Consider the following 22,385-nt stretch of genomic DNA (forward strand, 5'->3'; position numbering starts at 1 on the left):
TTAAATACAGGACGGTTCAGGTGAGTTTTGGGGAGCACTCCGCAGGTTGCGTGGGGTATCTATTTTCAGTCACGGGCAGACGGAGGCTCCAGTGCCTATATATGGTAGACCCGGACATGTGTGATGTAGTGGGCTTTTTGCCTGAAATTGGGTACCAATTTTGAAATTTTTGAAGTATTTTTCAAATAAATGGGGGTTTCGTACAAATAACGCGGAAAGCCACGCGTTCTCACGCAGCTTTCCACGTTATACAAAACAGTTCCTGAAGCGCCACCACGGGTGACGGTTAGGGGCGGCGTTCCTTAAAGAAGTCCACCATCAGCTGCGCGCACTCATCAGCACGCACCCCCGCATACACCTCGGGAGCCGGAGCGACCTTGCCGTCACGCAGCACATCGTAACGGCTACCAGCAGCCCCCGTCTTCTCCTCCCAGGCACCAAAAACCACCGTCGAAACGCGCGACGCCAAAATCGTGCCGGCACACATCAGGCACGGCTCCACGGTCACGACCAGGGTGCAACCGTCCAGGCGCCACTGCCCACGATGCGCCGCCGCCTGACGAATCGCATTCACCTCCGCATGGGCGCTGGGGTCATGCTCCTGCTCGCGGGTATTGCCCGCTGAACCAATAATGATGCCCTGCTCATCCACTACCACGGCGCCGATAGGAATCTCGCCACGCTCACCAGCGGCGGCACCCTCAACGAGGGCGTGCGCCATCCACTCACTGTGTTCAGAGCGAGAGGGAATATCGCTGAGCACAGCGGAGGAACCATCAGTGACCGTTAATTTTGAATATTCCGAATATGACATAAATCCTCGTCAGGGGAATAAATGAAGCATTATCGAGCGCGACTAGTGAGTAGCACCCAAAGAGAAAGGATACACCGCAGAAGCGCCCGCCAACCTCAGCTCGCGAGCCACCGCAGTAAACGCCCACCGCGAATCCACCACATCAGAAACCAGTAGAACCGGGCACTGATGCTCACGCACATAGTCCAGAACCTCAGCAGGAACCCGGTACGAGCGCACCACGTCCGCGCAACGGAACGCACTATTACCGCCAAAGAAACGGGGCTCATCCACCAGAGAAACCTGACCCAAATCCACCAGGCGCCCCACCGACGCAAGCCCCCGACCCAGAGACTGAGCCAAGCGCGGGCGCACCGGCGAAGGCAGAGTCAGCACCGCCACCGGACGACCCGCCTCAGCCCATTCCCAAGCCGCAAGCACCTTCACGCAGGCACGACCCAGCTCGGCAGGAACCTCAGAATCAACCGGCTCGCCCAGTTCATTCGTCGCCAGAAGCTCACGCAGGCGAGTGCCGTACCCCATGTCGCTCAGACGCGCCAACGCATAACCGGGCTCAGCCTGCTCCTCCGGGCGGATACGACCGCGCGGCGCATCCGCACCCATCAGCTGATCCAACCCGCTCGGCCACATACGACGCGGCTGCAACGGCACACCGACCGTGTTGAAGCTGCTCTGTGCCGCCTGCAGTGCCTCAGTGGGGACCTCCACCGGGTACCAGGGGCCCGCGCACACATCGCAACGACCGCACGCAACAGCGGAAGCATCATCAAGCTGCTGAGCCAGGAAAAGCATGCGGCACTGACTAGTACATTCATACTCGAGCATGGCGTTCTGCTCCAGCACACGTGCCTGCGCCACCGCCGCATAGCGAGCGTTATCGTACCGCCACGGCGAAGAGGTTCGACGCCAATAGTTGCCTTCCTTCACGACGGCGCCCTCAACATCCAGCACCTTCAGCAGAAGCTCCAGGGTTGAGCGGCGCAGTTGAACGCGCGCCTCCAAAGCGGTAATGCTCAACCCCTCCGGGGTCTGAGCCAGCGCATCAAGAACAGCCAGCGCCTGCTCCTCGTTAGGCATGGAGGCGGTCGCAAAATACTCCCAAATGGCGCGGTCTTCACGACCGGGCAGGAGCAAAACATCAGCGTTGACGGCACCTCGACCGGCACGACCAATCTGCTGGTAGTAGCTCACCGCAGACGACGGCGCGCCCAGGTGCACCACAAAACCCAAATCAGGCTTATCAAAACCCATACCGAGGGCACTCGTCGCCACAAGAGCCTTGACACGGTTTTCCTTGAGCGCCTGCTCCGCAACCAGGCGCTCATCGGGGTCGGTTTTACCCGTGTAGGCGAGAACCTCGTAGCCGCTGGCACGCAGAGCGTTTGCGGTATCTTCTGCAGCAGAGACAGTCAGCGTGTAGATAATGCCGGATCCGGGCAGGTCGTTCAGGTGCGTGAGTAGCCAGCCGATACGTTGCGCCTCATCAGGCAGGGTAAGCACACCCAGGCGCAGGGACTCGCGGGATAGCGGGCCGCGGATTACGTGCACAGGGGCGGTGTCAGTGCTGAGCTGTTCAGCGATATCGCGGCTAACGCGGTCATTAGCGGTCGCGGTTGTCGCCAGCACCGGCACACCCACCGGCAGAGACTTAATGAGCGAACCAATACGGCGGTAATCGGGGCGGAAATCATGGCCCCAGTCAGAAATACAGTGCGCCTCATCAATAACAAGCAGGCCCAGGCGCGGCAGCAGGTACGGCAGCCACTGCTCGCGGAACGCCGGGTTATTGAGGCGTTCGGGGCCCACCAGCAGCACATCGAGCTCATCAGTTTCGAGGCGGGTGCGGATCTCATCCCATTCGGTCACGTTCGCGGAGTTCACCATTGCGGCGCGCACCCCCGCGCGGGATGCTGCCTCAACCTGATCACGCATCAGGGAGAGCAGTGGGGAGACAATAAGCGCCGGGCCCATACCGCGGGCACGCAACAGCAGGGAGGAGATGAAGTAGACGGCGGACTTACCCCAGCCGGTACGCTGCACCACCACAGTGCGGGCTCGGTCGGCGACGAGGGCGCGAATCGCCTCGTACTGGCCATCGTGGAACTCAGCATCAGCGACACCGGTGAGGCGGCGCAACACTTCGCGGGCTTCAGCGTGCAGAGGGTCAGCCTGCAGGGAATCGGTGCGCAGGGAGTCCGCGGGGCTGGAAGCTGACTGCTGGGGGTTCATGGTTCTCTCCAACGGTGGGTGGTTGGGTCAATCGCTACGCCGCGACGCGCCGTGCTCTCTTTCCATCATGTCACACCCGGTATCGCCCGGCTCTGCGGATGGTCATTTCTTGGGGAGGCACGCGAGCGCCGCGTCACCTCAGGTTGTTTCGCCATGCGGGCGAGGAGATTTACGCCTCGCTCACCCGTGCGTCCGGCGTAAATGCCGGTAGAATTGTGCCAGTAATACACAGCCTCCGCATAGTTTTGCACAATGTTCACCATAGGTACGCTTTCTATGCTGGTGTTACTCCGCCGCCGATCCGTGTGTGCGGTCCACTCACAGTTCAGGATTTTTCATGACTTTTCTTGCCACCGCTTTGGCGCATCTTCCGGTTGCGCTCTTGGGCCTCGACCTTGAGCAGTTCCTGCTCGATACCGGCCCCTGGGTTCTGGTTGTTTCGGCAATTATCGTATTTATTGAGTCCGGTGTTCTTTTCCCTGTTCTGCCGGGTGACTCCCTGATTTTTGCTCTGGGTATGCTACATGAGCAGATGGGCCTGTCCCTGTGGGTTGCGTTCCCGGTCCTGGTGCTGGTTGCTATTGCTGGCGCTGAGGTTGGCTACCAGATTGGTGCCCGTTACGGCCGTAAGATCTTCAAGGATGACGCGAAGATTCTGAGCACCAAGAACCTGCACACTACTGAGGAGTTCTTCCAGAAGCGCGGTAGTTTGGCTCTGGTTCTGGGTCGTTTCGTGCCGATTGTTCGTACTTTTGTGTCTCTTGCGGCTGGTATTTCTTCGTACGACCGTAAGAAGTTCCACCTGTGGAATGTTGTTGGTGCGGTTGCGTGGATTGGTTCGATTGGTCTGGCGGGTGTGCTGCTGGGCGGTATCCCGTTCGTGCACAACAACATTGAGTACATTGCTGTGATTATTGTGGCGGTTTCTGTGGTGCCGGTTATTATCGAGTATCTGCGTGGCCGTTCGAAGGCGAAGCAGGAATCTGCTGAGTAATACGTGAGTCCTTCTCAGCTGCTGAGCCGGGGACGAGAAAGGGTGGGGATACCGTCTGGTATCCCCACCTTTTTGTGTTCTCTCAAACCCGGTGGAGGCGACGCCCCGGAAGCGAGCTATGCCTCTGCGAGGTTACTTTACGCTCATGCGTCGCAGGTCTCCACGCATATGGATGTACCGCCCCACCTGCGGCTGGCAGAGAAGAACAATAATGAGGATGCGACTGATGAAGTCAAAAGCTATCTTCGCGTAGAAGACGTGAAGGGTCATAAACGGGCCAAAAAACATAACCCTGGCCGCTTGCGTACTATAATCGTCGGTCAAAAAGACGTGATAAAAGAGAGCTACAACCACAATGTCCAAAAGCATGCGTAGCGCGCCCTCGATAATAATCACCACTCGTGCCCATTCATAACCCTCATTGAGGTACCAGGCAGAGACTACTCCAAGAACAATAGGGAGAACCATCGTAAGCCCCATCGTCATACCAGCCAACATATACGCAAACGTGAACTCTAGACCCACAATAGGCTGTTGGGGATACGTAGTCAGGAACACTATCATGAAGATGAATACGATCTTGACGGCGAGGGGTCGCGGGGGGGGAGATTGCTGGTTGCCTGAGGGTTAGGCGCACCGTGTACGGGGCGAGCACCAGTAGGAACCGGAAGCTGAGGCGCCACTGCGGCGGGTGCCGCAAAGTTCGGTGCCGGAAAGTTCGATGCTGCGGCGTTAGGCTGCGGTGCCAGCGTGCCCGCGGAGGCACCGGAAGTATTGTTAAACATCGTCGTTCTTTCTCTCGTATGCTCGCACTATGGTGCGTGAATCGGTGGTTGTTCCACTTTTTTAGGTAGGTTTACGCGAAACCTACCTAAAAGAGTTATTTGATGTAGTTAGCTGAGAGAATAATACTTTTTCAGTATAGGGTAAGCTCTTCGGGCCTTGTAGAGTTTTTATACGAAGCCTGGAACCTTTTAGATAACTCAAAGGGTTTTACCAGCTAGAAGATTTCGATATTTAACGCAAAAGGGTGGGGATACCGTTTGGTATCCCCACCTTTTCATGCTCTAAACCTTTTGGTGATAGTGGTGCCGTTTGGGACAAACGCCCTAGTTGAGGCGGTTCCCGCCCTCGTTGGAGTTAGCCTCATGTGCCGGCGGATTCTGACCAACCACCTGACTATGCGGCGTGCTGCCGGCAGTCGTGTACGCCCATACAGGGGGACGGGTCAGCAACACAATGTTCCGGATGTAAAGGATAGTAATAACAACACCAACCGCGGTACTCAAGAGAAGAGAAATCGCCAGGTCCATAGAGTCGTAGGACTGCAAATATTCCATCAGCCAGGTGAGATATCTGGAATCCATGAAGAAATCTTGCGCAAACCAATACATACGGCTCAAGACCTCGTAGGCGCTACACACGAGGATAAGTATGTGCGCCCATCTGTGCCCTTCCCAGGTCTTCCAGAAGAGGAAAATCTGGATAAAAATGAAGATGAGGGGGAAGCCCAGCGTGAAGAGAAGAGACAGCGCCCCCAAGCTGGAGGTTAGGTTCTTAAGGAGTATGAACGTTTGAATATTCCTGAAAAGCAACAGAATAATGATGACGGTCATGCACCGCTTAGCGCTGCGCAGGGCCTTCGGGCGTACCCGACTCGCATGTTCAGAGGCAGTAGGGGCAGTGTAGCCGACGGTCACCTCCCGGTAGCCAGTGGTGGCGAGCTCGGGGGTGCTGTCGCGGGGCGCCTTGTCCTCTGCCGCGTTACTGCCTACCGCGCCACTGGTGGTGGTGCTGGTGGGGGCGGTGTTACTCTCTGCCGTGCTATTTTCAGCCTCGTCGGAGGGCAACAGCACACTGTATTCGGGAACCGTGTACTCCGGGTCATTCAACGGTTGCTTCGGGGTACGTTCTGACATCGTCATTCCTTTCTCCCCTGGCACCCACCCCGCGCTTCAGTGCACGGGGCGGGCGTTAAAGAGTCTTACCCCAAGGATATAAGGAGGCGCGCCTCGCCCCAGGAAGGCGGTACCCTTTCTCAGCGTATTCAGAGGTATCCGAGTAACCACGTGCACCATTCCGAGGGCTAGCCTCGGAACTCCTGACGTTGGTGCCCCTTTCTATGTTCCCCATCCCGCACTACGGTGTGGCGGGCGAGGGTTGTTTTCCTTTGATGAGGTGCGTTCGCCGTCCTCATCATCAGCGAAAAGCTCTCGAAGTTCCGCCGGCACCTGACCGGCAGCCTGTCTCGTCTCAGACATCATCTGCTGGTGTTCTAGTGCACGTGCCCCGCTAACGATTTGGGTGTACGCCCTAATAGGAGCACGAGTCAGCAGCACAATCATCAGGAGGTAAAGAACAAGAGTAAAAACGCCGCTCGCGACACGCCCCAGGCTGGACGCCGCAGCCGCTCTAGAGCTTAACTCCGAGAAATTATCCGCAAGAATAAGCACACCGCTAGCAGCCGCGAGAGCGCAGTAGATGATGGTAAGAATGCGCGCCCACTCGCGGCCATCCCAGATCTTCCAGAGAATAAAAATCGGGATGGCGGAGATGATGAGGGTAACCACCAGGGCAGAGAAGAGAACACTCACCACCGTCTCAAAATCGATATATGACCCGCTTAGAATCGGCAGAAAATTACTCAGGGGCCCCAGCACGATAATGGCGGCAGCGCACCACATGACGCTACGCATAGCCTTCGGGCGCTCCGGAATTACCTGCTCGGAGGCGGCAGTGTAGCCGGTGGTCGCCTTCCGGTAGCCAGTAGTGGTTTGCTCGGGGGTGCTGGCGTGCTCGGAGGCGCTGCCGCCGGGTGCGTTGCCCTCCGCCGCGCTAGTGTCTGCGACATTACCGGAAATTACGTTGCTGGAGACGGCATCGCCCTCTGCCGTGCTATTTTCAGCCTCGTCGGAGGGTAGCAGCACGCTGTACTCGGGAACCGTGTACTCCGGATCGTTCAACGGCTGCTTTGGGGTACGTTCTGACATCATTGTTCCTTTCTTCTCTTCGCACCTGCCTCGCGCGCTGTAGCACGGGGCAGGTGGCAAAGAGTCTCCCCATGGGGAGGGGCTTCCCGCCCTAGTTGAGGCGGTAGCCTTCCTCGGTGTACACGGAAGTATCCTTGTAGCCGCGCTGTTCGTTGCGGGAGTTCTTCCGCGCATCCGTACGGCGGGCCCTCTTGTACTGCTGAGCGACCGCTTCTTCAGCCCGTCGGTTAGTTTCCTTTTCTTCCCTGCGGGTCTGTTCTTCTTCCAGGTGAGTACGCGTTTCTGCATCCTGATGCGCAACAATCCAACCGTCACCGGCGTTCACCTGTTCGCGTGCTTCTATCCATGCCAACCTCGCGGTTGTCATAAACGACCTGGTGGGACGGCTAATGAGCAGCACAACTATCAGAAGGTAGAAAACCGTAAGAAAGGCTCCCATAATGTCACTGACCACAATGGAAACTACGTAGTCTCGGGGCCTTGAAGTCAACGATTCATCCGCCAGCCTGGAGAAATAATCAGCCGAGATGAAAGATTGCAAACTCATCACCCCGATAAAAACCACAAAAGCACTACCGAAGAGGGTGAGGAAGTACGCCCATCTACGGCCCTTCCACAGTCTGCGGAGAACAAAAATCGGTATGAGAGAGAAGATGAAGGTAGCAAATATGCCTGAAATGATGATGCCCGGCATATTTTCCATAACGCGGTCTGGGACCTCGTTATGGATAGATACATAGATACGTTGGATTGCGGACAGAATAATAATGGCTGTAGCGCACCACATGACGCCGCGCAGCGTCTTCGGGCGGGGCGGGAGCACCACCTGAGGGGCGGCAGGCGCGGTGGAGGCGGCGGTCGCCTCCGCACCCTCGTGCGCTTCCTGATGAGGCTTATCCGACCCGCCAGACGCGCCGTCGAAGTTAGGCTTCACACCCGCATTCTGGGCGCGCTGAACCTGCTGTATCTCATCCAACAGGCGGTTCTTCTCCACCGGATCATTCGAGAGCGCATAATCGGCGGAAAGCTCACGCAACAGCTGTTCGGTAGAGTCCTTGACCGGACCTTCTTCCTTCTCAAGCTGACAAAGAACATCCTCGCGAGTCAGCTCTTCGTCATCCTCAGCACCCGACATGCTTTCCTCGATAGCCCACATCTGTTTCCGAATTACCGCACGGCTCGGAACCGCGCCCACGGCAGAGCGAGTCAGCAGGAACATGAGGACGGCGCTACCCGCCGTAATGACCGCGACCAGAGCCTGCGTCACGATAGACGAAGCGGCGGCAGGATGCGAAGCCGGATCCAGAGCAGTAAACGCAGGGAAAAGTACCTGAGCCATACCGAAAACACCGGCGAAAGAAAGCACGCCGCTCACACAGCACAGTAACAGGTACAGCATCGTCAGGCGGCGCGGATTAATGTACCCGTCTTTGACCCAATCCAGAACGATCCAGAGGAACGGCACCACCAAGATGGCGTCAGGCAGAACCTTCGGCAGGGCATAACTAAGGAACGAGCCGATGTTCACACTACGACCCGCAGTAACAAGAATCTGGTACGCATCCAGGAGGAAATACACCAGGATGAGCGTCATACCGATGGAATAGGCTTTACCAAGAATCGCCAGTCCCCGGTTAAATTCCTGTTCCCTATCGCCAACTATGCCAAGGTTTCTTTTCGCCTCTTCAAACGCCGCCCGCTCATCATATGTGCGCTTGGCGGCGCCGGGGCTAATCTGCGATGAGGATTCGTGCGCAGGTTCGGAAGCAGGGTGCACGAGTCATCCTAACTGTGGTTGGTGAATAGTGGTTGGGTGAATAAAATTATCGGTGAGCCGCAGACCCGTGTCTCGCAGTGCCCGCGGTCAGAAATGAGGCTAAATCAGGTAATCCTCGCTGCGACGCACACGCCAATCACGGCGCGCCTCCATATAAGAACGCGACTGACGCGACCACACCAACGCCAACGCCACCACGCACACCAGCATGTACGGACCCGCAATATACACCGGCGTGTACAGCGGCGAAGCGCTACTGAGCAGCAGCTCAACATCCTGGCTCGGCGCACCATTCAACGTGCCCAGAAGAGCCGCCACAGTCAGCATAATCAGCAAAGAAGCTAAAACACCCAACGCCAACGCCACCGACAGCACCAACGCCGCCCACCGGTAACCACGCAGATACGCCACCGTGCAGAAACCATGCAGGGTCACGTTACCGAACGCGCTGACCATCAGGAAAAGCACCGGATAGTACGCCTGCGCATCCACCAGCGACTGGGCGCGCCAGGTCGAAAAATGCGACAAATGGGTAGTCGCATAGGAGATGCCGGTGTACGCAATCAGTGCCAGCCAGCCCACAGCAATAACAAGCAGAACCCAACCCGCCACAGACACGAGAGTGGGGGTGGCGGGCTTCGTAGGATGCGTGGTGTTCGGAGCGGATGGCGGAGAGGACTCGACGGCGGACATAGCTGAATCTTTCGGATATCGGCTGATAGTGTGCGGAAAACGTATGAGCGAGTGTGTGATGTGAGTGTGGGCGGCGGCGCAGCGTTTGTCTACCGCGCCGCCTCAAAACTTTAGGCAGAAGTGGACGGATCAACCGTCGCGGAAATACTGTCAGGTAGCAACGGAGAATCTGCCCGGTTCGCCATCGCAATTCGCAAGTTGTTGAAGCGGTAAATGGTCAGCAACGATAAACCGACCTCGCTCAACCAGACCAAGCCCAAGACAACAAGTATCAGCAGGGGGTCAAGCCCCATCGAAACTCCAGCCCAGTCGAGCATCAGCAGCAGGAACGTAATCGGTGAAAGCACCAGCCCCACCGCAACATACCCGATCAGGGAGCAGATAGCCCAAACGCTATACACGGAAGCGTCCGTCGAATCACGCGGAGGGCGCATCAGCGGCCACATCTGAACCACCAGGTAAAGCGCCGCCACAAAACCAAAGCAAATCGCCAACGGCTGCGTGTACTGGGAGATAATGAGGCCTTCAACGATGCTCAAAATGCACAGAATAACGGCGCGGACCAGCAGGTTCTTCTTGAGCTTCTGTTTGCGTTCCTTCACCTCATCAGCGGTGTAGGTGCGCAGAAAAGCGGGCAACTGCCCCTGCCCCGGGAACGGCGGTAGAGGACCCGTCGGATGCGTACGCACCACAATCGGCGGGTTCGTACCATCCTGAATGATGACGGTAGAAGTCGCCGAAATAACCGGATGCGAGCCCGTCACCACAGGCGGCGCGTTCAGCGGAACGGACACCTCCGGCGTGGCAGGAGTCACGTGACGGATAGGCGCCTGAAAGCGGGTCTGCATACTGATATCTTCATCCGGGTGTTCTGCGGATGAAGCGGCATCTGTGTTCAGGTGTGTAGCGCCCATGAGTGGCCTCCTGGCAGGTGCGGGTCGTGTTTCTGTCTCTACCGTATCACGCGTACTTTAAGGGAATCTGAGCAGTGGCTGGGCATCGTTGAGAGCGTGTCACACCGCCACTTATCACCCCATCAACACCCCTCAGGCATCACCCGGCAGAGGCGCGGATGCGCGGGGATTCGCCCGCCCGTCGGTGTGCGTTAGCTCTGCTCCGCTACACGCGAAGCCTCCGCGTTCGGGTCCTCTGCATGCTGCTGTTCTGCGTTCCGCTGTTCTTCCTCTTGCTTCTTCTGCGTCAGACGCAAGCTCCTACGAACCGCCAAACTATAGAACAGCGAGAACAGAACCTCCAACGCAAACGACGCCATGACCGTCAGCAGGCTCACCGTATAGAACACGCCCACACGGTCTAGCAGCGTCTGTGGGCCCTGCACCGTCACAAGCGCATAGGCAAAGAACGCCGTCATAATGGCCGCCGCGACCCCGGATGCCGCATTCGCCAGCAACACCAACTTCACCGAACGGTTCGCCCGGTAAATCATGGCAACCCACATGTGCATCACCAGATAGACCAGCGGCACCGCACCAATCGGGAAAAGCGTGACGCGGATAAAGTAATAAACAGTAATCAGCGAGGGTACGACCAGCAGCAGCACACGCACCAGGTACAGGTTCTTAGCCGGCAGCGGGTAATCACTGGTGACATTCCAGAACTCGTCAGCCTGCTGCTCCAGCTCCTCCATCGCCTGCAACTGCATCAGCTGCGCCTGTGACATATGCCCCTGGGACATATGCTCCTGCGGCACAAGATCCGAGGAGCCCTCCACCGGCGCAAGCTCGGCGGCAGAAACCGGTTCACCCCGCAGCATACAAGCAGAAGAATCAGCCATCTTAGCCCTCAAAAATGCCGCGGGAACGGTCCTTACGCACGCTCTCAGCAGGGAAAATACGACCGCTCATGCTGATGTACACGCCCGGATCCAGCAGGTTCAGGGCGGCAATAGCGGCACCCAGGTTGAAGCCGGCATCCGAACGAGCCATCACGGCGGGCTGCATCGCACCGGTCAGCACCACAACCTTATCGCCCAGGTCGGCGTGCTCCACCAGGTAGCGGGCGGTCTCCGGCATGGTGTCGGTACCGTGAGTGATGAGCACCTGGTCGTTAGTGACAGCGTTAAGGGCCTCGGTCAGCTCAGCACGATCCTCATCGGTCATGTCCAGGCTGTCCTTGCCAATCAGCGGGCGAATATCAAAACGGATATCGGTAATCACGCGGTCCAGCAGGTCCTTAGCGGCAGGCTCACCAATATCCATGGTGCCCGCCACCGAATAGAACTTATCGATCGTGCCGCCAGTGGCAAGAATCGTGATCTCTTCGGGGTTCTTAATGGTGACGCTCACGGGTTTCCTCATCTTTTCGGGTCAACGTACACAAATCAAAACTGCCAGGCGAACCCGGCAGGACACGCCCCACCACACGGGATAGGCACGAGGTAAGACCACGCGCATGAGGGTGAAGACGCAAAAACCCGCCGACCCCCGCAATGCGGGAGGCGACGGGTCGGCTAGTGCGCCCTGTGGGGCTCGAACCCACGACCTGCGGATTAAAAGTCCGTAGCTCTACCGACTGAGCTAAAGGCGCTCCTATCCACACAAAACTGAAAGTGTGCAGATAGAAATACTATACACTACCGGCTCCCAGCCAATGAACGGTACACTAGGAAATCCTATGTCTACACCCGCAGCATCAACCGGCGCCTCCGGGCGCACCCGACACCGCACCCACCACCGCCCCGTCCTTTACTCCGCCGAAAAATTTGAACGCCACGAAGGCGGCATGGACCCCGCCGCACGCGAAGAGGCGGCGCACGCCTCCGCACGCATCCTACTGATGCGTGGACGCGGCACCGACGAGCAGATGACCGAGCGGCTTGTCAGCTTCACCGACGACTACGGTATTGAGATGCTCGCCGAACTCTGGTCGCACGCGAGCGCCCACTCCCTGCCGGGTGCGCTGTGGCGTATGTACTGGCTGCGGGATGTGGTGCATCGTTCGCCACGCGGGGTGAGCCGTGCTTTTGAGCTGGGCATGGCGGAGGATTACCGTTCGCACGTGGTGGCGGGTGTTCCCGACCCGCCGAGTGCCGAGGAGGTGGTCCGCACGATTGATAAGATTCTGGCAGGCCTGTACACCGGCGATACGGATATTGCGATGGAACGTTGCGCGGCGTTTGCGCACGTGGTGGCGTTGGGTATTCGCACCGATTATGCGCGCTCTGCCGGGCAGGATGGTGCGGTTCCGGGTAGCCACGAGGTGAAGCGTGAGGCGGTGGAGCGTCGTGCTCGTCTGCCGCGTCAGGCTCAGCAGATGGAGCAGGTCGCGCACGATTTGGAGGCGGTCGCCGCCCAGCTGCGCGCCGTTGAGGCTAGTCAGCAGGTTAATGGGGGCTCGGGGGCTGGTTCTGTGCAGGAAAAATCGCAGACCAGCCTCGAAGCATTTTAGTCTTCTGCAACGTTTGGGCGCCTAAAAATACGGGTTCGTGCCGCGAATTGGCACAGGTTCCACATTGGGCCGCAAAGGCCTGAAAAGCCTGTTTCCGATTGACTCTGCGCCGGGTTCGGGTGGATAATAATTACAAGATGTCGGGTTGCTAATAGGTAGCCCCGGGCTCCAAATCTTTAGCCGCTTCGAGCGGCCTTCCGCCGAGAGGCGCTCCCAACCCGACATCCCTAAACGTTCCGGTGGGGGTCGAGAAATCGACCCCCACCGTTTTTTGCTTAAAACCCCGTCTAGAAGCCGCCGTCAGCCCGACGCAGTTGTGTCTGAAGCTCGAGCGCTCATGAGATACGCGCGGGCTATGCGCACCCGCACCACCCAATACTGGTTAGACTGGGAACTATGCTGCACCGACTTTTCCCCCACGCCAACGAATCCCTCGCCTCCCTCGCTGAAATTTCAGCGCAGGTCGGTGAGGCTGCCGCGTTGCTCTCAGAAATGGTCGGCTCCCCCGTTGCGGAGTACCCCGAACTCTTCGAACGCATGCTCACCCACGAGGCGGACTCCACGAACCTGCTGTTCCGCACCCTCACCGAGGTGCGCAGCTCCTTCTCCCCGCCGATTCCGCGTGAAGACCTGTACACGCTGGCACGCAAGCTCACCAACGCCGTTGAGAAGCTCACCAGCGCCGCGCACGTGCTGTCCCTGCACAGCATTGACGGCTTCGCCACGCACATCACCTCAATCCTGGACATTATTCAGCGTCAGGCGGTGCTGACCGCCGCCGTCATCCCCAAACTCGCCGATATTCGCGGCCTCGACAACTACTGGATGGACATGCTGCGCATCTCCCGCCAGGCGCTACGCACCGCCGAAGAGTACGACGCGTACATTGCCGAACGCTACACCCCCGAACGGTACCGTCGCTACGCCACCTTCCTGGCGCAGCTGACCGCCGCCTCCAACGCTATGCGTGATGTGTCTGCCGAGATCGGCCGCATTATCGTTCAGGAATCCTAATGTTCCTGGGTCTTCTAGCCTGCTGCGCCTTCATTGCTGCGGTATACGTTACCGGTGTGCACGACGCCTCAAACGCCGTCGCTGTTCCGGTGCGTACCCGCGCCCTCGGCGAGCGCTCCGCCCTGTACCTTGCCGCGCTCTTCAACGTGCTCGGTGTGGTTGGTGCATTCCTGCTACTCGGTGAGTATTCCGCCTCGTGGGTGAGTGCCCCGGAGGGTACCACCGGCCTGAACGGCATTGTTGCGGCGCTGCTCGTCTGCGCTATTTGGGGTGTGCTCACCTGGTTCCTGCGGTTGCCGTCCTCCTCAACTCACGCGCTGGTCGGTGCCCTCGCCGGTGTGAGCTGGTGGACCCAGACGAGGAGTGACAGCGTCGCTGAAGGCTTCGGTTCCCTCGCGTTCCTGCCGCATATTTTTGGTGCGACCCTGCTGCCGCTCTTCTACCTACCGCCGCTCATTTTTCTGCTGTCCTGGCTGATGGTGGTGCCGTTCTACCGCCTCGTGGTGGGGCATAACCCGCGCCTGGTGAATCAGCGCGCCCGCGAGGTGCTGGCGGTGTCTGCCTCCGCGATTTCGCTGCTACACGGCCTGCAGACCGGTTACCTGTACCTGCTGCTGTGGGCGCTGCTGAGCGAACGCATCATGGATCCGGCGCTGATTCAATCCCTCACCTGGGGCGGGATGCTGCTGGGCACCCTCATTATTGCCCTCAGCCTGGGTGCCGGTACGCTGACCGGTGGCCGCCGCATCGGCTACACCTTCGCCTACAAGATGGTCCGCCTAGACCCGTTCCGTGGCGCGGTCGCTCAGGGCACGACCGCGGTGGTTCAGGTGCTCGGCTACTTCCTGCTGCAGGTGCCGTTCTCCTCCTCGCACCTGGCGACTGCATCGGCGCTCGGCGCGGGCGTAAACCAGCGTTTTAACGCGTTGAAGTCCAGGATTGTTCTGCAGATTCTTCTGGTGTGGCTGGTCACCATTCCGGCGTGTTTTGTGCTCGGTGTGCTGGCGATGGTGGCACTACAGTCCATCAGCTAGTTTTTAGGGGCGGCTCGTGCCCCTGTGTGCACGCTGTTGCGGGTTAGCCGGGCGGTGGGTTGAGTCTGAACAGTGCACACCTTCATAATGGGTTGAGTTCCTGGGCTGGCACGGGCCCATTCACCCTCGACTGATTGTGGTTATGTCTTCCCCTACCGTAGCTATTCTGGTCCGCACGAAGGGCCGCCCCCGCTTCTTGAGCCGCGCGCTGGAGAACATTGCGCAGCAGACCTTCACCGACTACACGGTCTGCGTGATTAACGACGGAGGCGACGAACAGGCAACCCGCGCCGTCATTGAGGCTTCTCCGCTGAGTTCTAACGCGCAGGATTCCAGCCGTGTGCAGCTACTGACCACCGCCGGCGACAACATGGAGGCGGCATCCAACGCCGGTTTGGCGGCGACCACCTCCGAATACGTGGCGATTCACGATGACGACGACTTATGGGCACCCGAGTTCCTGGAACGCACCGTCGCGGCGCTCGAAGAGAACGGCGCACTCATGTGCACCACCCGCGTTGTAGAGCGGTACGAACGTGAGAACGCCGACGGCGAGTTCGAGGTGTACGAGGAGCGTATTTTCCACGACGGCCTGCCCGGCATCGGTTTGCAGTTCCTCTTCCGCACGAACCGTGCCGTGCCAATCGGTATTCTCTACCGCCGCAGCCTACACGAGCTCGTCGGCTTCTATGACGAGTCCCTGCCGGTGGTCGGTGACTGGGAGTTCAACATGCGTGCCGCCTCTGTCGCGGATATTCTGCTGGTGGATGAGCCGCTGGCGTACTGGTCGCTACGCCCCGACGCGGAGGGTGCCGAGGCGAATAGCGTGAAGCGTCAGGCTGATCATGCCCGCTTCGATTCGTTGGTGCGTGCCCGCGCTATCCGTGAGGATTTGCAGGCGGGTGCCCGACCGGGCGCGTACCTGTATCAGGCGCATTTGGCGGCTGATCTGGAGCGCCGCGTGATTGACGGGCACGATCTGACCCGCGAATCCCTGGATATTCTGCGCTCTATTGAGAGCCGCCTGGAACGTATCGAGGCTCGTCAGCAGGCTATTGAGAACCGCCAGCAGGCTATTGAGGAGCGTCTGCGGGTTCTCAAGCACCTGCGCACCCCGGGCCGCGCGCTGCGTTCCTTGGCAAAGCGTTCCCTGATTCGTCGCGGTGCTGAGGCTGGTTCGGCTGAGGCTGGGTCGGCAGATCAGAAGGGCGCATAAGGCGTGACAGAGAACAATCATTCTTCTACAGCACTGCCCGTTACTGAAACACCGCACTTTACTGAAGTACCGCGCGTGCTCGTCATCGGCGATATCGGCCAGCACACCTACCACGTAGGCGACGAAGCCATGACCATCGCGAGCGCGGCGGCGCTTTCCGAAGGCGGCGCGGCGGTCACCCTCATGACCCGCGACGTGGGCCATTCGGCGCGCTATATTGGCGCGGCGGTGAATCATGAGGCGGCACATCATGAGGCGGGCGCACCCTACGAGTACCTGCCGTTTTTCCTCTTCCCCTGGGCACCGGCTGAACGCGAGCTGACCCTCGCGGCGTTCGAATGCGTCCTGACGGAGCTGCACGCCGACCGGGAGCACCCTTCCACCGCCGAGCTGTCGGTGTTGCCGCAGGTGCAGGCGCTGCCGGAGGTGTTGCATCCGCTGGCGCAGACCGTTGAGCGCATGGTGGAGTTCGCGGACGCTATCGCCACCATGGACGCAGTTGTGGTCTCCGGCGGCGGCAACCTCAATTCCCGCTACGGCTGGCTGCTCTACGAACGCGCCGCCGCGGTGCGTGCCGCCGAGCATGCGGGCGTGCCCGTGTACGTGACCGGCCAGTCCCTGGGCCCGGTGCTCAATCCTGAGGATGCGCAGGTTCTGGAGCGTATGCTGCGCACCGCCCGTTCGGTGACGGTGCGTGAACATTCTTCCCTCGCCTGGTGCCGTGAGCGGGGTATTGACGCGCGCCTGAGCGTGGACGATGCCACCGACTACCTGCCGACTTCCCCCGCGCGTACCCTGCACTATGCGGAAGGCGTTTCCGCAGGTCAGGCACTGGATGAGCTGCCCGAACGCTACGTGTGCGTGACCGTCAACGAGTGCACCGAACAGCAGGCGCAGCAGCTCGCTCGTCTGCTCGATAACATGTGGCGCGAGCACGGCTACGCCTCCGTGTTCCTGAGCCATTTTGGCGACCCGCAGAACCCCGAAAGCGGCGATATTCAGGCACACCAGCGCATCGCCGAGCAGCTCAGCCCCTCCACCCCGGCTACCCTGCTACCGATTCTGCACGCCGACCAGAGCGTCACCGTGCACCGTGGCGCGGCGTTCACGCTGACCAGCCGCTACCACCCGGCGGTATTCTCCGCCGCGGCGGGTATTCCCGTGCTCGCCCTCGTGCCGGACGCCTTCACGCAGATGCGCGTGGGCGGCGCCCTGAGCCTGTACGGGCTGGGCGAGTTCACCCTGCCGTTGGGCATGCTCGCCGGTGGCGTTCCCGAGCTGATGGTTGCCGCCGCCCTGCGGCACGCGGCGGTGGCATCGGATGCACGCCGCACCGAGCTGCTGGAGGTGCTGCGCACCGAGCGTGCCTACCTGCTGACGCAGATTCTTGCACATGGTAAAGAAAAGTCGGGCGAAAGCACACCCCCGGCACCTTTCCCCGCCGTGGAGCAAACCCCGGCTCTCCCCGAGCCGCTGGGTGCGACCGTCCGCGCCGCACGCGATCTCTTTACCGAAACCTCCCTCACCGCTGGGTTTGAGTGGGCAATGTCCGACCGGGCGCACTCCTGGGATGCTGAGCACCGTCGGCAGCTCGAGCGTGCCCGCGCAATCGGCGGCGGGTACAGCGCGCACGGTATTCACGGGGCACACGGCGCCGAAGAAACGCATCCTGTCACCGTTGAGCCTGAGTCATCTTCTGAAGCGCCCGCCGAGACGAAGCCGGGCCTGCTGGCGAAGGTAGCGCGGCGCCTCCGCGGCTAGGTTGCGGAACGGGGGCCAGGCTGCGTAACGGGGCTAGAGCAGCGGTTTTGGAGCTAGGTTTCCTCGGAAAACACGACTCCAGAGCGGGTAGGGGGCGCGGACTCTCTCACACTTGCGCCCAACACTCCCCTACCCCCTTGTGCACCGCATGTGCGCCGGTATGATGGTGCCCATGGCACGATTCGCAGACATTCTACGCACTACTGAACAGAACACCCGGCAGTTCGTCCGCGAGGGTATTCACCGAGTCCGAGCAGACTTCTTTCAGTCTGTGCAGATTGTTGCAGCGTCTATGGGCGCTTGGCTTTTCGCTGAGCGCGTCCTGGGCCACCACGAGCCCATTTTCGCGCCGGTCGCTGCCCTCGTATCCCTCGGCTATGTGAGCGGCGCGAAGCACTCCCGCCGAATCCTTGAGGTCTCCTTCGGCGTGACCCTCGGCATTCTCATTGGCGACCTTCTGCTAATCCTGCTCGGTCACGGTACCTGGCAGGCGGCAGTGGTGCTTTTCTTGACCGTGATTATTGCCCGATTTATTGATAAGGGCATTATTTTTACGATTCAGCTCAGCTTCCAGGCCTGTTTCACGTTGCTGCTGCCGGTGCCTGATGACGCATTCACCCGCAGTTTTGACGGCATTGTGGGTGGCGCCTTTGCATTCCTCGCCATGTACCTGATGCCGCGCGACCCGCGTAAGAACCCGCGTGCTCGCGCACAGGCCCTCATGGATGCGTTCGCAAAGGTTTTCCAGCTCTCCTCCGAGGCAATCCGCTACTACGACTACAACAAGGCGTACCAGAGCCTGCTCGATGCGCGTGCCCTGCAACCGCTCTACGATGCATGCCGCGGCGACCTGATCACCGCGCAGGGTATGAGCGAGCTGTCGTGGAATAGCCGCAAGAGCAAGGGCGAGCTAGCGCGCATGGCGAAGACTCTCGCCGCGGTAGATTTGGCGATCCGTAACGACCGCGTGCTCAACCGCCGTATGGCGTCCACGATTCACCACGTGCAGCTGCGTACTGCTGCGCAGCTCTCGCTTAGTGACGCGCTGACCGAGCTGTCGCTGGCGGCGCAGAGTCTCGGCCTGGGCATGTCTGCACCGACCGAAGGCGAACGCGAGCACTACATGATGGAGGCACGCGAACGCATGATTAAGCTTGCCGGCACCCTCGAGCCGCGCACGATGGGTGTGGCGACCTTTGAGGGCGAGTCGCTCGTGCTGATGCTCCGCCTGATTGTAGTCGACTTTTTGGAGGCGACCGGCATGTCCCACAAGGACGCCGTGGCGGTTCTGGTGCCCCTGGGCGAGGCGGTCACGAAGCACGCACCGCGTACCTCGGCAATCCCGATTGTTGACGCTGACATGGATGACTCCATGGTGGTTGACGACGTGACCGATAGCGCAGTGAACACCCACCGCACGAACAAGCTCAACACCCGCTCGATCAACATCATGTTGCACGAGAACGAGGAGGAGAGCCGCTCCTCCTAGCGGGGTTCTAGCGGGGTCAGTGGCGACCGTCAAGACACAGCGGAGGGGGCTCCCGGTGACCTTCACGTCAGCCGGGAGCCCCCTCCTCGCTTTTGCTGTTTTACTTCTGCGGGAAGAGTAGTGCCAGCGCCTCGCCCAGGGTGGTCACCTCGCGCACGGTGACCCCCTCGGGCACGTCCCCCACGCCGGTCGGGGAGGCGGGCACCAGCACGTGCGTGAAGCCCAGGCGGCCCACCTCCGCAATGCGCTGGCGGATGCCCGGAACGGCGCGCACCTCACCCGCCAGGCCGACCTCGCCGAAGACCGCGAGTTTGCGCGGTAGCGGCTTATTTTGCGCCGCCGAGGCAAGGGCCATGACGCACGCCAGGTCGGCGGCGGGCTCGGCAATTTTTGCGCCGCCCACCGTGGAGACGTAGCAGTCGAGCTTGCCCACGTTCAGCCCGGCGCGGCGCTGCAGTACCGCCAGCAGCATCTGAATACGCGCCGAATCCAGGCCCGAGACGGTACGGCGAGGGGCGGGCGCCACCGCCTGATCCAGTAGCGCCTGTACCTCCGCGAGCAGGGGTCGGCGGCCCTCCATCGTGACGGTCACGCAGGTGCCCGCCACCGGGTGCGGGGTACTTGAAACGAACATGCCGGAGGGGTCCAGCACGGGCGCGATGCCGTCCTCGTGCATGTCAAAGCAGCCCACCTCGTCGGTGGGGCCGAAGCGGTTCTTAATCGCGCGCAGCATGCGGATATTCGAGTGCTTATCGCCCTCGAACTGGCAGACCACGTCCACCAGGTGCTCAAGCAGGCGCGGGCCCGCGATGGTGCCTTCCTTAGTCACGTGACCCACGAGCAGGGTGCACATGTTGCGTTCCTTAGCCGCGGCAATCACGGAGGCGGCAACCTCACGCACCTGGGTCACACCGCCGGCGCTACCCTCAACTTCCGCGGAGGCGAGGGTCTGCACGGAGTCAATGACCAGCAGGGAGGGGTTGATCTGCTCAATATGCGCCAGGGCGGTGCCGAGGTCGGTTTCGCTGGTCAGGTAGAGGGTGTCCGCGATGGCGCGGATGCGGTCGGCGCGGAGCTTGACCTGCGCGGCGGATTCCTCGCCGGTAATGTACAGCACCGGGCGCGGCGGCTGGACGTTCTGCACCGGGTTGTTCTGCCCACCCTTCTGCCCCGCAATCCCGGCGGTGCCGCGCGCGAAGGTGGCGGCAACATCCAGCAGCAGGGTGGACTTACCCACGCCGGGTTCGCCCGCCATGAGGATAACCGCGCCGGGCACGAGTCCGCCGCCGAGCACGCGGTCAAATTCGGGGTTTCCGGTGCTCATGTAGGCGGCTACGCGCGAGTCGACTTCTGCGATGGGCTGGGCGGGTTTCTGCACGCTGGATGCGGCGCGGGTGCGCGCACGGGTGGCCCCGGCAGCTTCTTCGACGGTGCCCCAGGTTTGGCATTCGCCGCAGCGGCCTACCCATTTGGCGGTGGTCCAGCCGCATTCGGTGCAGCGGTAGGCGGGTGCGGTTTTGGTGTTTTTTGTGCGCGCGGTCATGGGTCTATTTTAGGGTCTGGAGCGATATGGTGCGCGGTGTTTGGTCACGGCGAAATGGGGTACCGCAGAACGTATTTTTACCCTTATATGCAGATAATTTCACCTCGTGCACTCCTGTATAAATATCGAGAATACCCGTTCGCTTTTGAGGCACTTTAGCCCGCCGTTCCGCCCCTGACCTGGCTCAATAACCACCCTTATGGGTACAATGGTTTTCGTGCAGATGAATTATAGTGACCTCTTGCTGAAAACTATCGCCCGAATCGCCCCCGGCACCGAGCTCCGCGAGGGCCTGGAACGCATCATGCGTGGCCGTACGGGCGCGCTCATCGTACTCGGATCCGACCGCACCGTATCCTCCCTGTCTTCGGGCGGTTTCAACATCGACACCGAGTTCTCGGCAACCCGCCTGCGCGAGCTGGCGAAGATGGATGGCGCTATCATCTGCGACCGCGACGCCACCCGCCTGTTGCACGCCGGCGTGCAGCTCATGCCGGACGCCTCCATTGAGACGAACGAGTCCGGCACCCGCCACCGCACCGCCGAACGCACCGCGATTCAGACCGGTTTCCCGGTGATTTCGGTGAGCGCGTCGATGTCCGTGATTTCGGTGTACGTTGACGGCACCCGCTACATGGTTGAGGACAGCCAGTACCTGATGGCCCGCGCAAACCAGGCGATTCAGACCCTTGAAAGCTATAAGAAGCGTCTGCGTTCGGTGCTCTCCAACCTCTCATCTCAGGAGATTGAGTCGAACGTTTCCCTGGGCGACGTGGCGATGACCCTGCAGCGCATGGAGATGGTGAACCGCATTATCCGCGAGGTCAGCCACTACGTGCTGGAGCTCGGCGTGCACGGCCGCCTGATTGCCCTGCAGCTGGAGGAGCTGCGCGCCCCCGAGATGACCGCTAGCGACCTGATTCTGCGCGATTACCTGCCCGAGGTGAACGACGAGCTGATTACCGCCGGCGTTGAGGCGCTTCAGAACCTGGACGATATGGACATCGTGGATCTGCGCACGATTGCCCGCACTGTCGGCTTTGGTGAGAACCCCGACCTGGAGTTCCCCCTGCAGCCTCGCGGTTTCCGTCTGCTCGCCGGTATTCCGAGCATCCCGAACGCTATTTCTGAGCGTCTGGTGGAGCGCTTCGGCAGCCTGCAGGCTCTGATGGCGGCGTCCCTTGAGGATCTGCGCGCCGTGGACGGTGTGGGTGAGGCTCGTGCCCGCACGGTGCGTGAGCAGCTGTCCCGCATGGCGGAGAGCAGTTTGGAGAAGTACCTCTAACAAAAGCTCATACGAGAAGCCCCCGCACCGGAGACTATCTGGCACGGTGGCTTTTTCTGACCTCACGAGAACCTTTTGCATTATGATGTAGTAACAGCGGAGTTCCCCCCCCCCCCCCCCCCCCCCCCCCCCCCCCCC

At 60.3% G+C, this 22,385-nt stretch carries 19 protein-coding genes and 1 tRNA gene; 8 read left to right on the forward strand and 12 right to left on the reverse strand.

The window, feature by feature from the left end; all coding sequences use genetic code 11:
- Positions 1-286: 286 nt before the first annotated feature.
- Together HMPREF2527_RS06645 and HMPREF2527_RS06650 are read right to left on the reverse strand one after the other, a co-directional pair.
- Positions 287-814 (reverse strand): nucleoside deaminase, encoded by a 528-nt coding sequence (locus tag HMPREF2527_RS06645; protein WP_049340406.1) that lies wholly within the window; start codon positions 812-814, stop codon positions 287-289.
- A 42-nt stretch (positions 815-856) separates the two neighbouring features.
- Entirely contained in the window at positions 857-3,043 is a 2,187-nt protein-coding gene (locus HMPREF2527_RS06650) for a RecQ family ATP-dependent DNA helicase (RefSeq protein WP_070507272.1), read from the reverse strand.
- 337 nt (positions 3,044-3,380) lie between these two features.
- Here HMPREF2527_RS06650 and HMPREF2527_RS06655 point away from each other — a divergent pair, with 337 nt between their 5' ends.
- On the forward strand, positions 3,381-4,037 hold the full coding sequence (locus HMPREF2527_RS06655; protein WP_070507274.1) for a DedA family protein: 657 nt from the start codon (positions 3,381-3,383) through the stop codon (positions 4,035-4,037).
- A gap of 132 nt (positions 4,038-4,169) precedes the next feature.
- Here HMPREF2527_RS06655 and HMPREF2527_RS09900 read toward each other — a convergent pair whose 3' ends face one another.
- The 9 genes from HMPREF2527_RS09900 to HMPREF2527_RS06700 form a co-directional block, all read right to left on the reverse strand.
- Positions 4,170-4,505: a hypothetical protein gene (locus tag HMPREF2527_RS09900; protein WP_246824784.1), complete on the reverse strand. Its 336-nt coding sequence runs from the start codon at positions 4,503-4,505 to the stop codon at positions 4,170-4,172.
- A 641-nt stretch (positions 4,506-5,146) separates the two neighbouring features.
- Positions 5,147-5,956 (reverse strand): hypothetical protein, encoded by an 810-nt coding sequence (locus HMPREF2527_RS06665; protein ID WP_070507276.1) that lies wholly within the window; start codon positions 5,954-5,956, stop codon positions 5,147-5,149.
- Positions 5,957-6,157: 201 nt separating this feature from the next.
- A complete protein-coding gene (locus tag HMPREF2527_RS06670; RefSeq protein WP_070507278.1) occupies positions 6,158-7,027 on the reverse strand; it encodes a multidrug ABC transporter permease in 870 nt (289 codons plus the stop codon).
- Between the two features lie 91 nt (positions 7,028-7,118).
- Positions 7,119-8,804: an ABC transporter permease gene (locus HMPREF2527_RS06675; protein ID WP_070507281.1), complete on the reverse strand. Its 1,686-nt coding sequence runs from the start codon at positions 8,802-8,804 to the stop codon at positions 7,119-7,121.
- A gap of 99 nt (positions 8,805-8,903) precedes the next feature.
- Positions 8,904-9,497 (reverse strand): flagellar type III secretion system protein FlhB, encoded by a 594-nt coding sequence (locus HMPREF2527_RS06680; protein WP_012902796.1) that lies wholly within the window; start codon positions 9,495-9,497, stop codon positions 8,904-8,906.
- Positions 9,498-9,607: 110 nt separating this feature from the next.
- Positions 9,608-10,345, reverse strand: a complete 738-nt coding sequence (locus HMPREF2527_RS06685; RefSeq protein WP_246824785.1) for an organic solvent tolerance protein OstA — start codon at positions 10,343-10,345, stop codon at positions 9,608-9,610.
- Positions 10,346-10,602: 257 nt separating this feature from the next.
- Entirely contained in the window at positions 10,603-11,292 is a 690-nt protein-coding gene (locus HMPREF2527_RS06690; protein WP_070507286.1) for an amino acid transporter, read from the reverse strand.
- 1 nt (position 11,293) lies between these two features.
- Positions 11,294-11,803 carry an asparaginase domain-containing protein gene (locus HMPREF2527_RS06695; protein ID WP_083294466.1) on the reverse strand — a complete coding sequence of 170 codons (510 nt, stop codon included), beginning with the start codon at positions 11,801-11,803 and terminating at the stop codon, positions 11,294-11,296.
- Positions 11,804-11,971: 168 nt separating this feature from the next.
- Positions 11,972-12,044: transfer RNA gene (locus HMPREF2527_RS06700), tRNA-Lys, on the reverse strand.
- An 87-nt stretch (positions 12,045-12,131) separates the two neighbouring features.
- On the opposite strand from HMPREF2527_RS06700, the gene HMPREF2527_RS06705 reads away from it, so the two are divergent.
- The 6 genes from HMPREF2527_RS06705 (at position 12,132) to HMPREF2527_RS06730 (ending at position 19,419) form a co-directional block, all read left to right on the forward strand.
- A complete protein-coding gene (locus HMPREF2527_RS06705; protein ID WP_083294467.1) occupies positions 12,132-12,905 on the forward strand; it encodes a histone acetyltransferase in 774 nt (257 codons plus the stop codon).
- A 396-nt stretch (positions 12,906-13,301) separates the two neighbouring features.
- The gene (locus HMPREF2527_RS06710; protein WP_005504391.1) at positions 13,302-13,919 is read left to right on the forward strand and encodes a hypothetical protein; all 618 of its coding nucleotides are present in this window, start codon (positions 13,302-13,304) and stop codon (positions 13,917-13,919) included.
- Positions 13,919-14,953, forward strand: coding sequence for an inorganic phosphate transporter (locus HMPREF2527_RS06715; protein WP_070507292.1), 1,035 nt, complete (start codon positions 13,919-13,921; stop codon positions 14,951-14,953). Before HMPREF2527_RS06710 ends, HMPREF2527_RS06715 begins: the two co-directional genes overlap by 1 nt.
- Positions 14,954-15,095: 142 nt before the next feature.
- Positions 15,096-16,169 carry a glycosyltransferase family 2 protein gene (locus HMPREF2527_RS06720; protein ID WP_070507294.1) on the forward strand — a complete coding sequence of 358 codons (1,074 nt, stop codon included), beginning with the start codon at positions 15,096-15,098 and terminating at the stop codon, positions 16,167-16,169.
- A 3-nt stretch (positions 16,170-16,172) separates the two neighbouring features.
- Entirely contained in the window at positions 16,173-17,930 is a 1,758-nt protein-coding gene (locus tag HMPREF2527_RS06725) for a polysaccharide pyruvyl transferase family protein (protein WP_070507296.1), read from the forward strand.
- Positions 17,931-18,090: 160 nt separating this feature from the next.
- Complete coding sequence (locus tag HMPREF2527_RS06730; RefSeq protein ID WP_070507298.1) at positions 18,091-19,419, forward strand: FUSC family protein; 1,329 nt, start codon at positions 18,091-18,093, stop codon at positions 19,417-19,419.
- 100 nt (positions 19,420-19,519) lie between these two features.
- Here HMPREF2527_RS06730 and radA read toward each other — a convergent pair whose 3' ends face one another.
- Entirely contained in the window at positions 19,520-20,962 is a 1,443-nt protein-coding gene (gene radA, locus HMPREF2527_RS06735) for a DNA repair protein RadA (RefSeq protein WP_070507300.1), read from the reverse strand.
- A gap of 208 nt (positions 20,963-21,170) precedes the next feature.
- On the opposite strand from radA, the gene disA reads away from it, so the two are divergent.
- Positions 21,171-22,247: a DNA integrity scanning diadenylate cyclase DisA gene (gene disA, locus HMPREF2527_RS06740; protein ID WP_070507302.1), complete on the forward strand. Its 1,077-nt coding sequence runs from the start codon at positions 21,171-21,173 to the stop codon at positions 22,245-22,247.
- Positions 22,248-22,385: the final 138 nt, after the last annotated feature.

Origin of the sequence: Rothia sp. HMSC071B01, assembly GCF_001808945.1 — a bacterium.
Lineage (GTDB): Bacteria > Actinomycetota > Actinomycetes > Actinomycetales > Micrococcaceae > Rothia.

Bases quoted from the DNA above. Each gene is read 5' to 3' on its own strand.
- HMPREF2527_RS06645 (WP_049340406.1), bottom strand. From the start codon at position 814: ATGTCATATTCGGAATATTCAAAATTAACGGTCACTGATGGTTCCTCC.
- HMPREF2527_RS06650 (WP_070507272.1), bottom strand. From the start codon at position 3,043: ATGAACCCCCAGCAGTCAGCTTCCAGCCCCGCGGACTCCCTGCGCACC.
- HMPREF2527_RS06655 (WP_070507274.1), top strand. From the start codon at position 3,381: ATGACTTTTCTTGCCACCGCTTTGGCGCATCTTCCGGTTGCGCTCTTG.
- HMPREF2527_RS09900 (WP_246824784.1), bottom strand. From the start codon at position 4,505: ATGGTTCTCCCTATTGTTCTTGGAGTAGTCTCTGCCTGGTACCTCAAT.
- HMPREF2527_RS06665 (WP_070507276.1), bottom strand. From the start codon at position 5,956: ATGTCAGAACGTACCCCGAAGCAACCGTTGAATGACCCGGAGTACACG.
- HMPREF2527_RS06670 (WP_070507278.1), bottom strand. From the start codon at position 7,027: ATGTCAGAACGTACCCCAAAGCAGCCGTTGAACGATCCGGAGTACACG.
- HMPREF2527_RS06680 (WP_012902796.1), bottom strand. From the start codon at position 9,497: ATGTCCGCCGTCGAGTCCTCTCCGCCATCCGCTCCGAACACCACGCAT.
- HMPREF2527_RS06685 (WP_246824785.1), bottom strand. From the start codon at position 10,345: ATGCAGACCCGCTTTCAGGCGCCTATCCGTCACGTGACTCCTGCCACG.
- HMPREF2527_RS06690 (WP_070507286.1), bottom strand. From the start codon at position 11,292: ATGGCTGATTCTTCTGCTTGTATGCTGCGGGGTGAACCGGTTTCTGCC.
- HMPREF2527_RS06705 (WP_083294467.1), top strand. From the start codon at position 12,132: ATGTCTACACCCGCAGCATCAACCGGCGCCTCCGGGCGCACCCGACAC.
- HMPREF2527_RS06710 (WP_005504391.1), top strand. From the start codon at position 13,302: ATGCTGCACCGACTTTTCCCCCACGCCAACGAATCCCTCGCCTCCCTC.
- HMPREF2527_RS06715 (WP_070507292.1), top strand. From the start codon at position 13,919: ATGTTCCTGGGTCTTCTAGCCTGCTGCGCCTTCATTGCTGCGGTATAC.
- HMPREF2527_RS06720 (WP_070507294.1), top strand. From the start codon at position 15,096: ATGTCTTCCCCTACCGTAGCTATTCTGGTCCGCACGAAGGGCCGCCCC.
- HMPREF2527_RS06730 (WP_070507298.1), top strand. From the start codon at position 18,091: ATGATGGTGCCCATGGCACGATTCGCAGACATTCTACGCACTACTGAA.
- radA (WP_070507300.1), bottom strand. From the start codon at position 20,962: ATGACCGCGCGCACAAAAAACACCAAAACCGCACCCGCCTACCGCTGC.
- disA (WP_070507302.1), top strand. From the start codon at position 21,171: ATGGTTTTCGTGCAGATGAATTATAGTGACCTCTTGCTGAAAACTATC.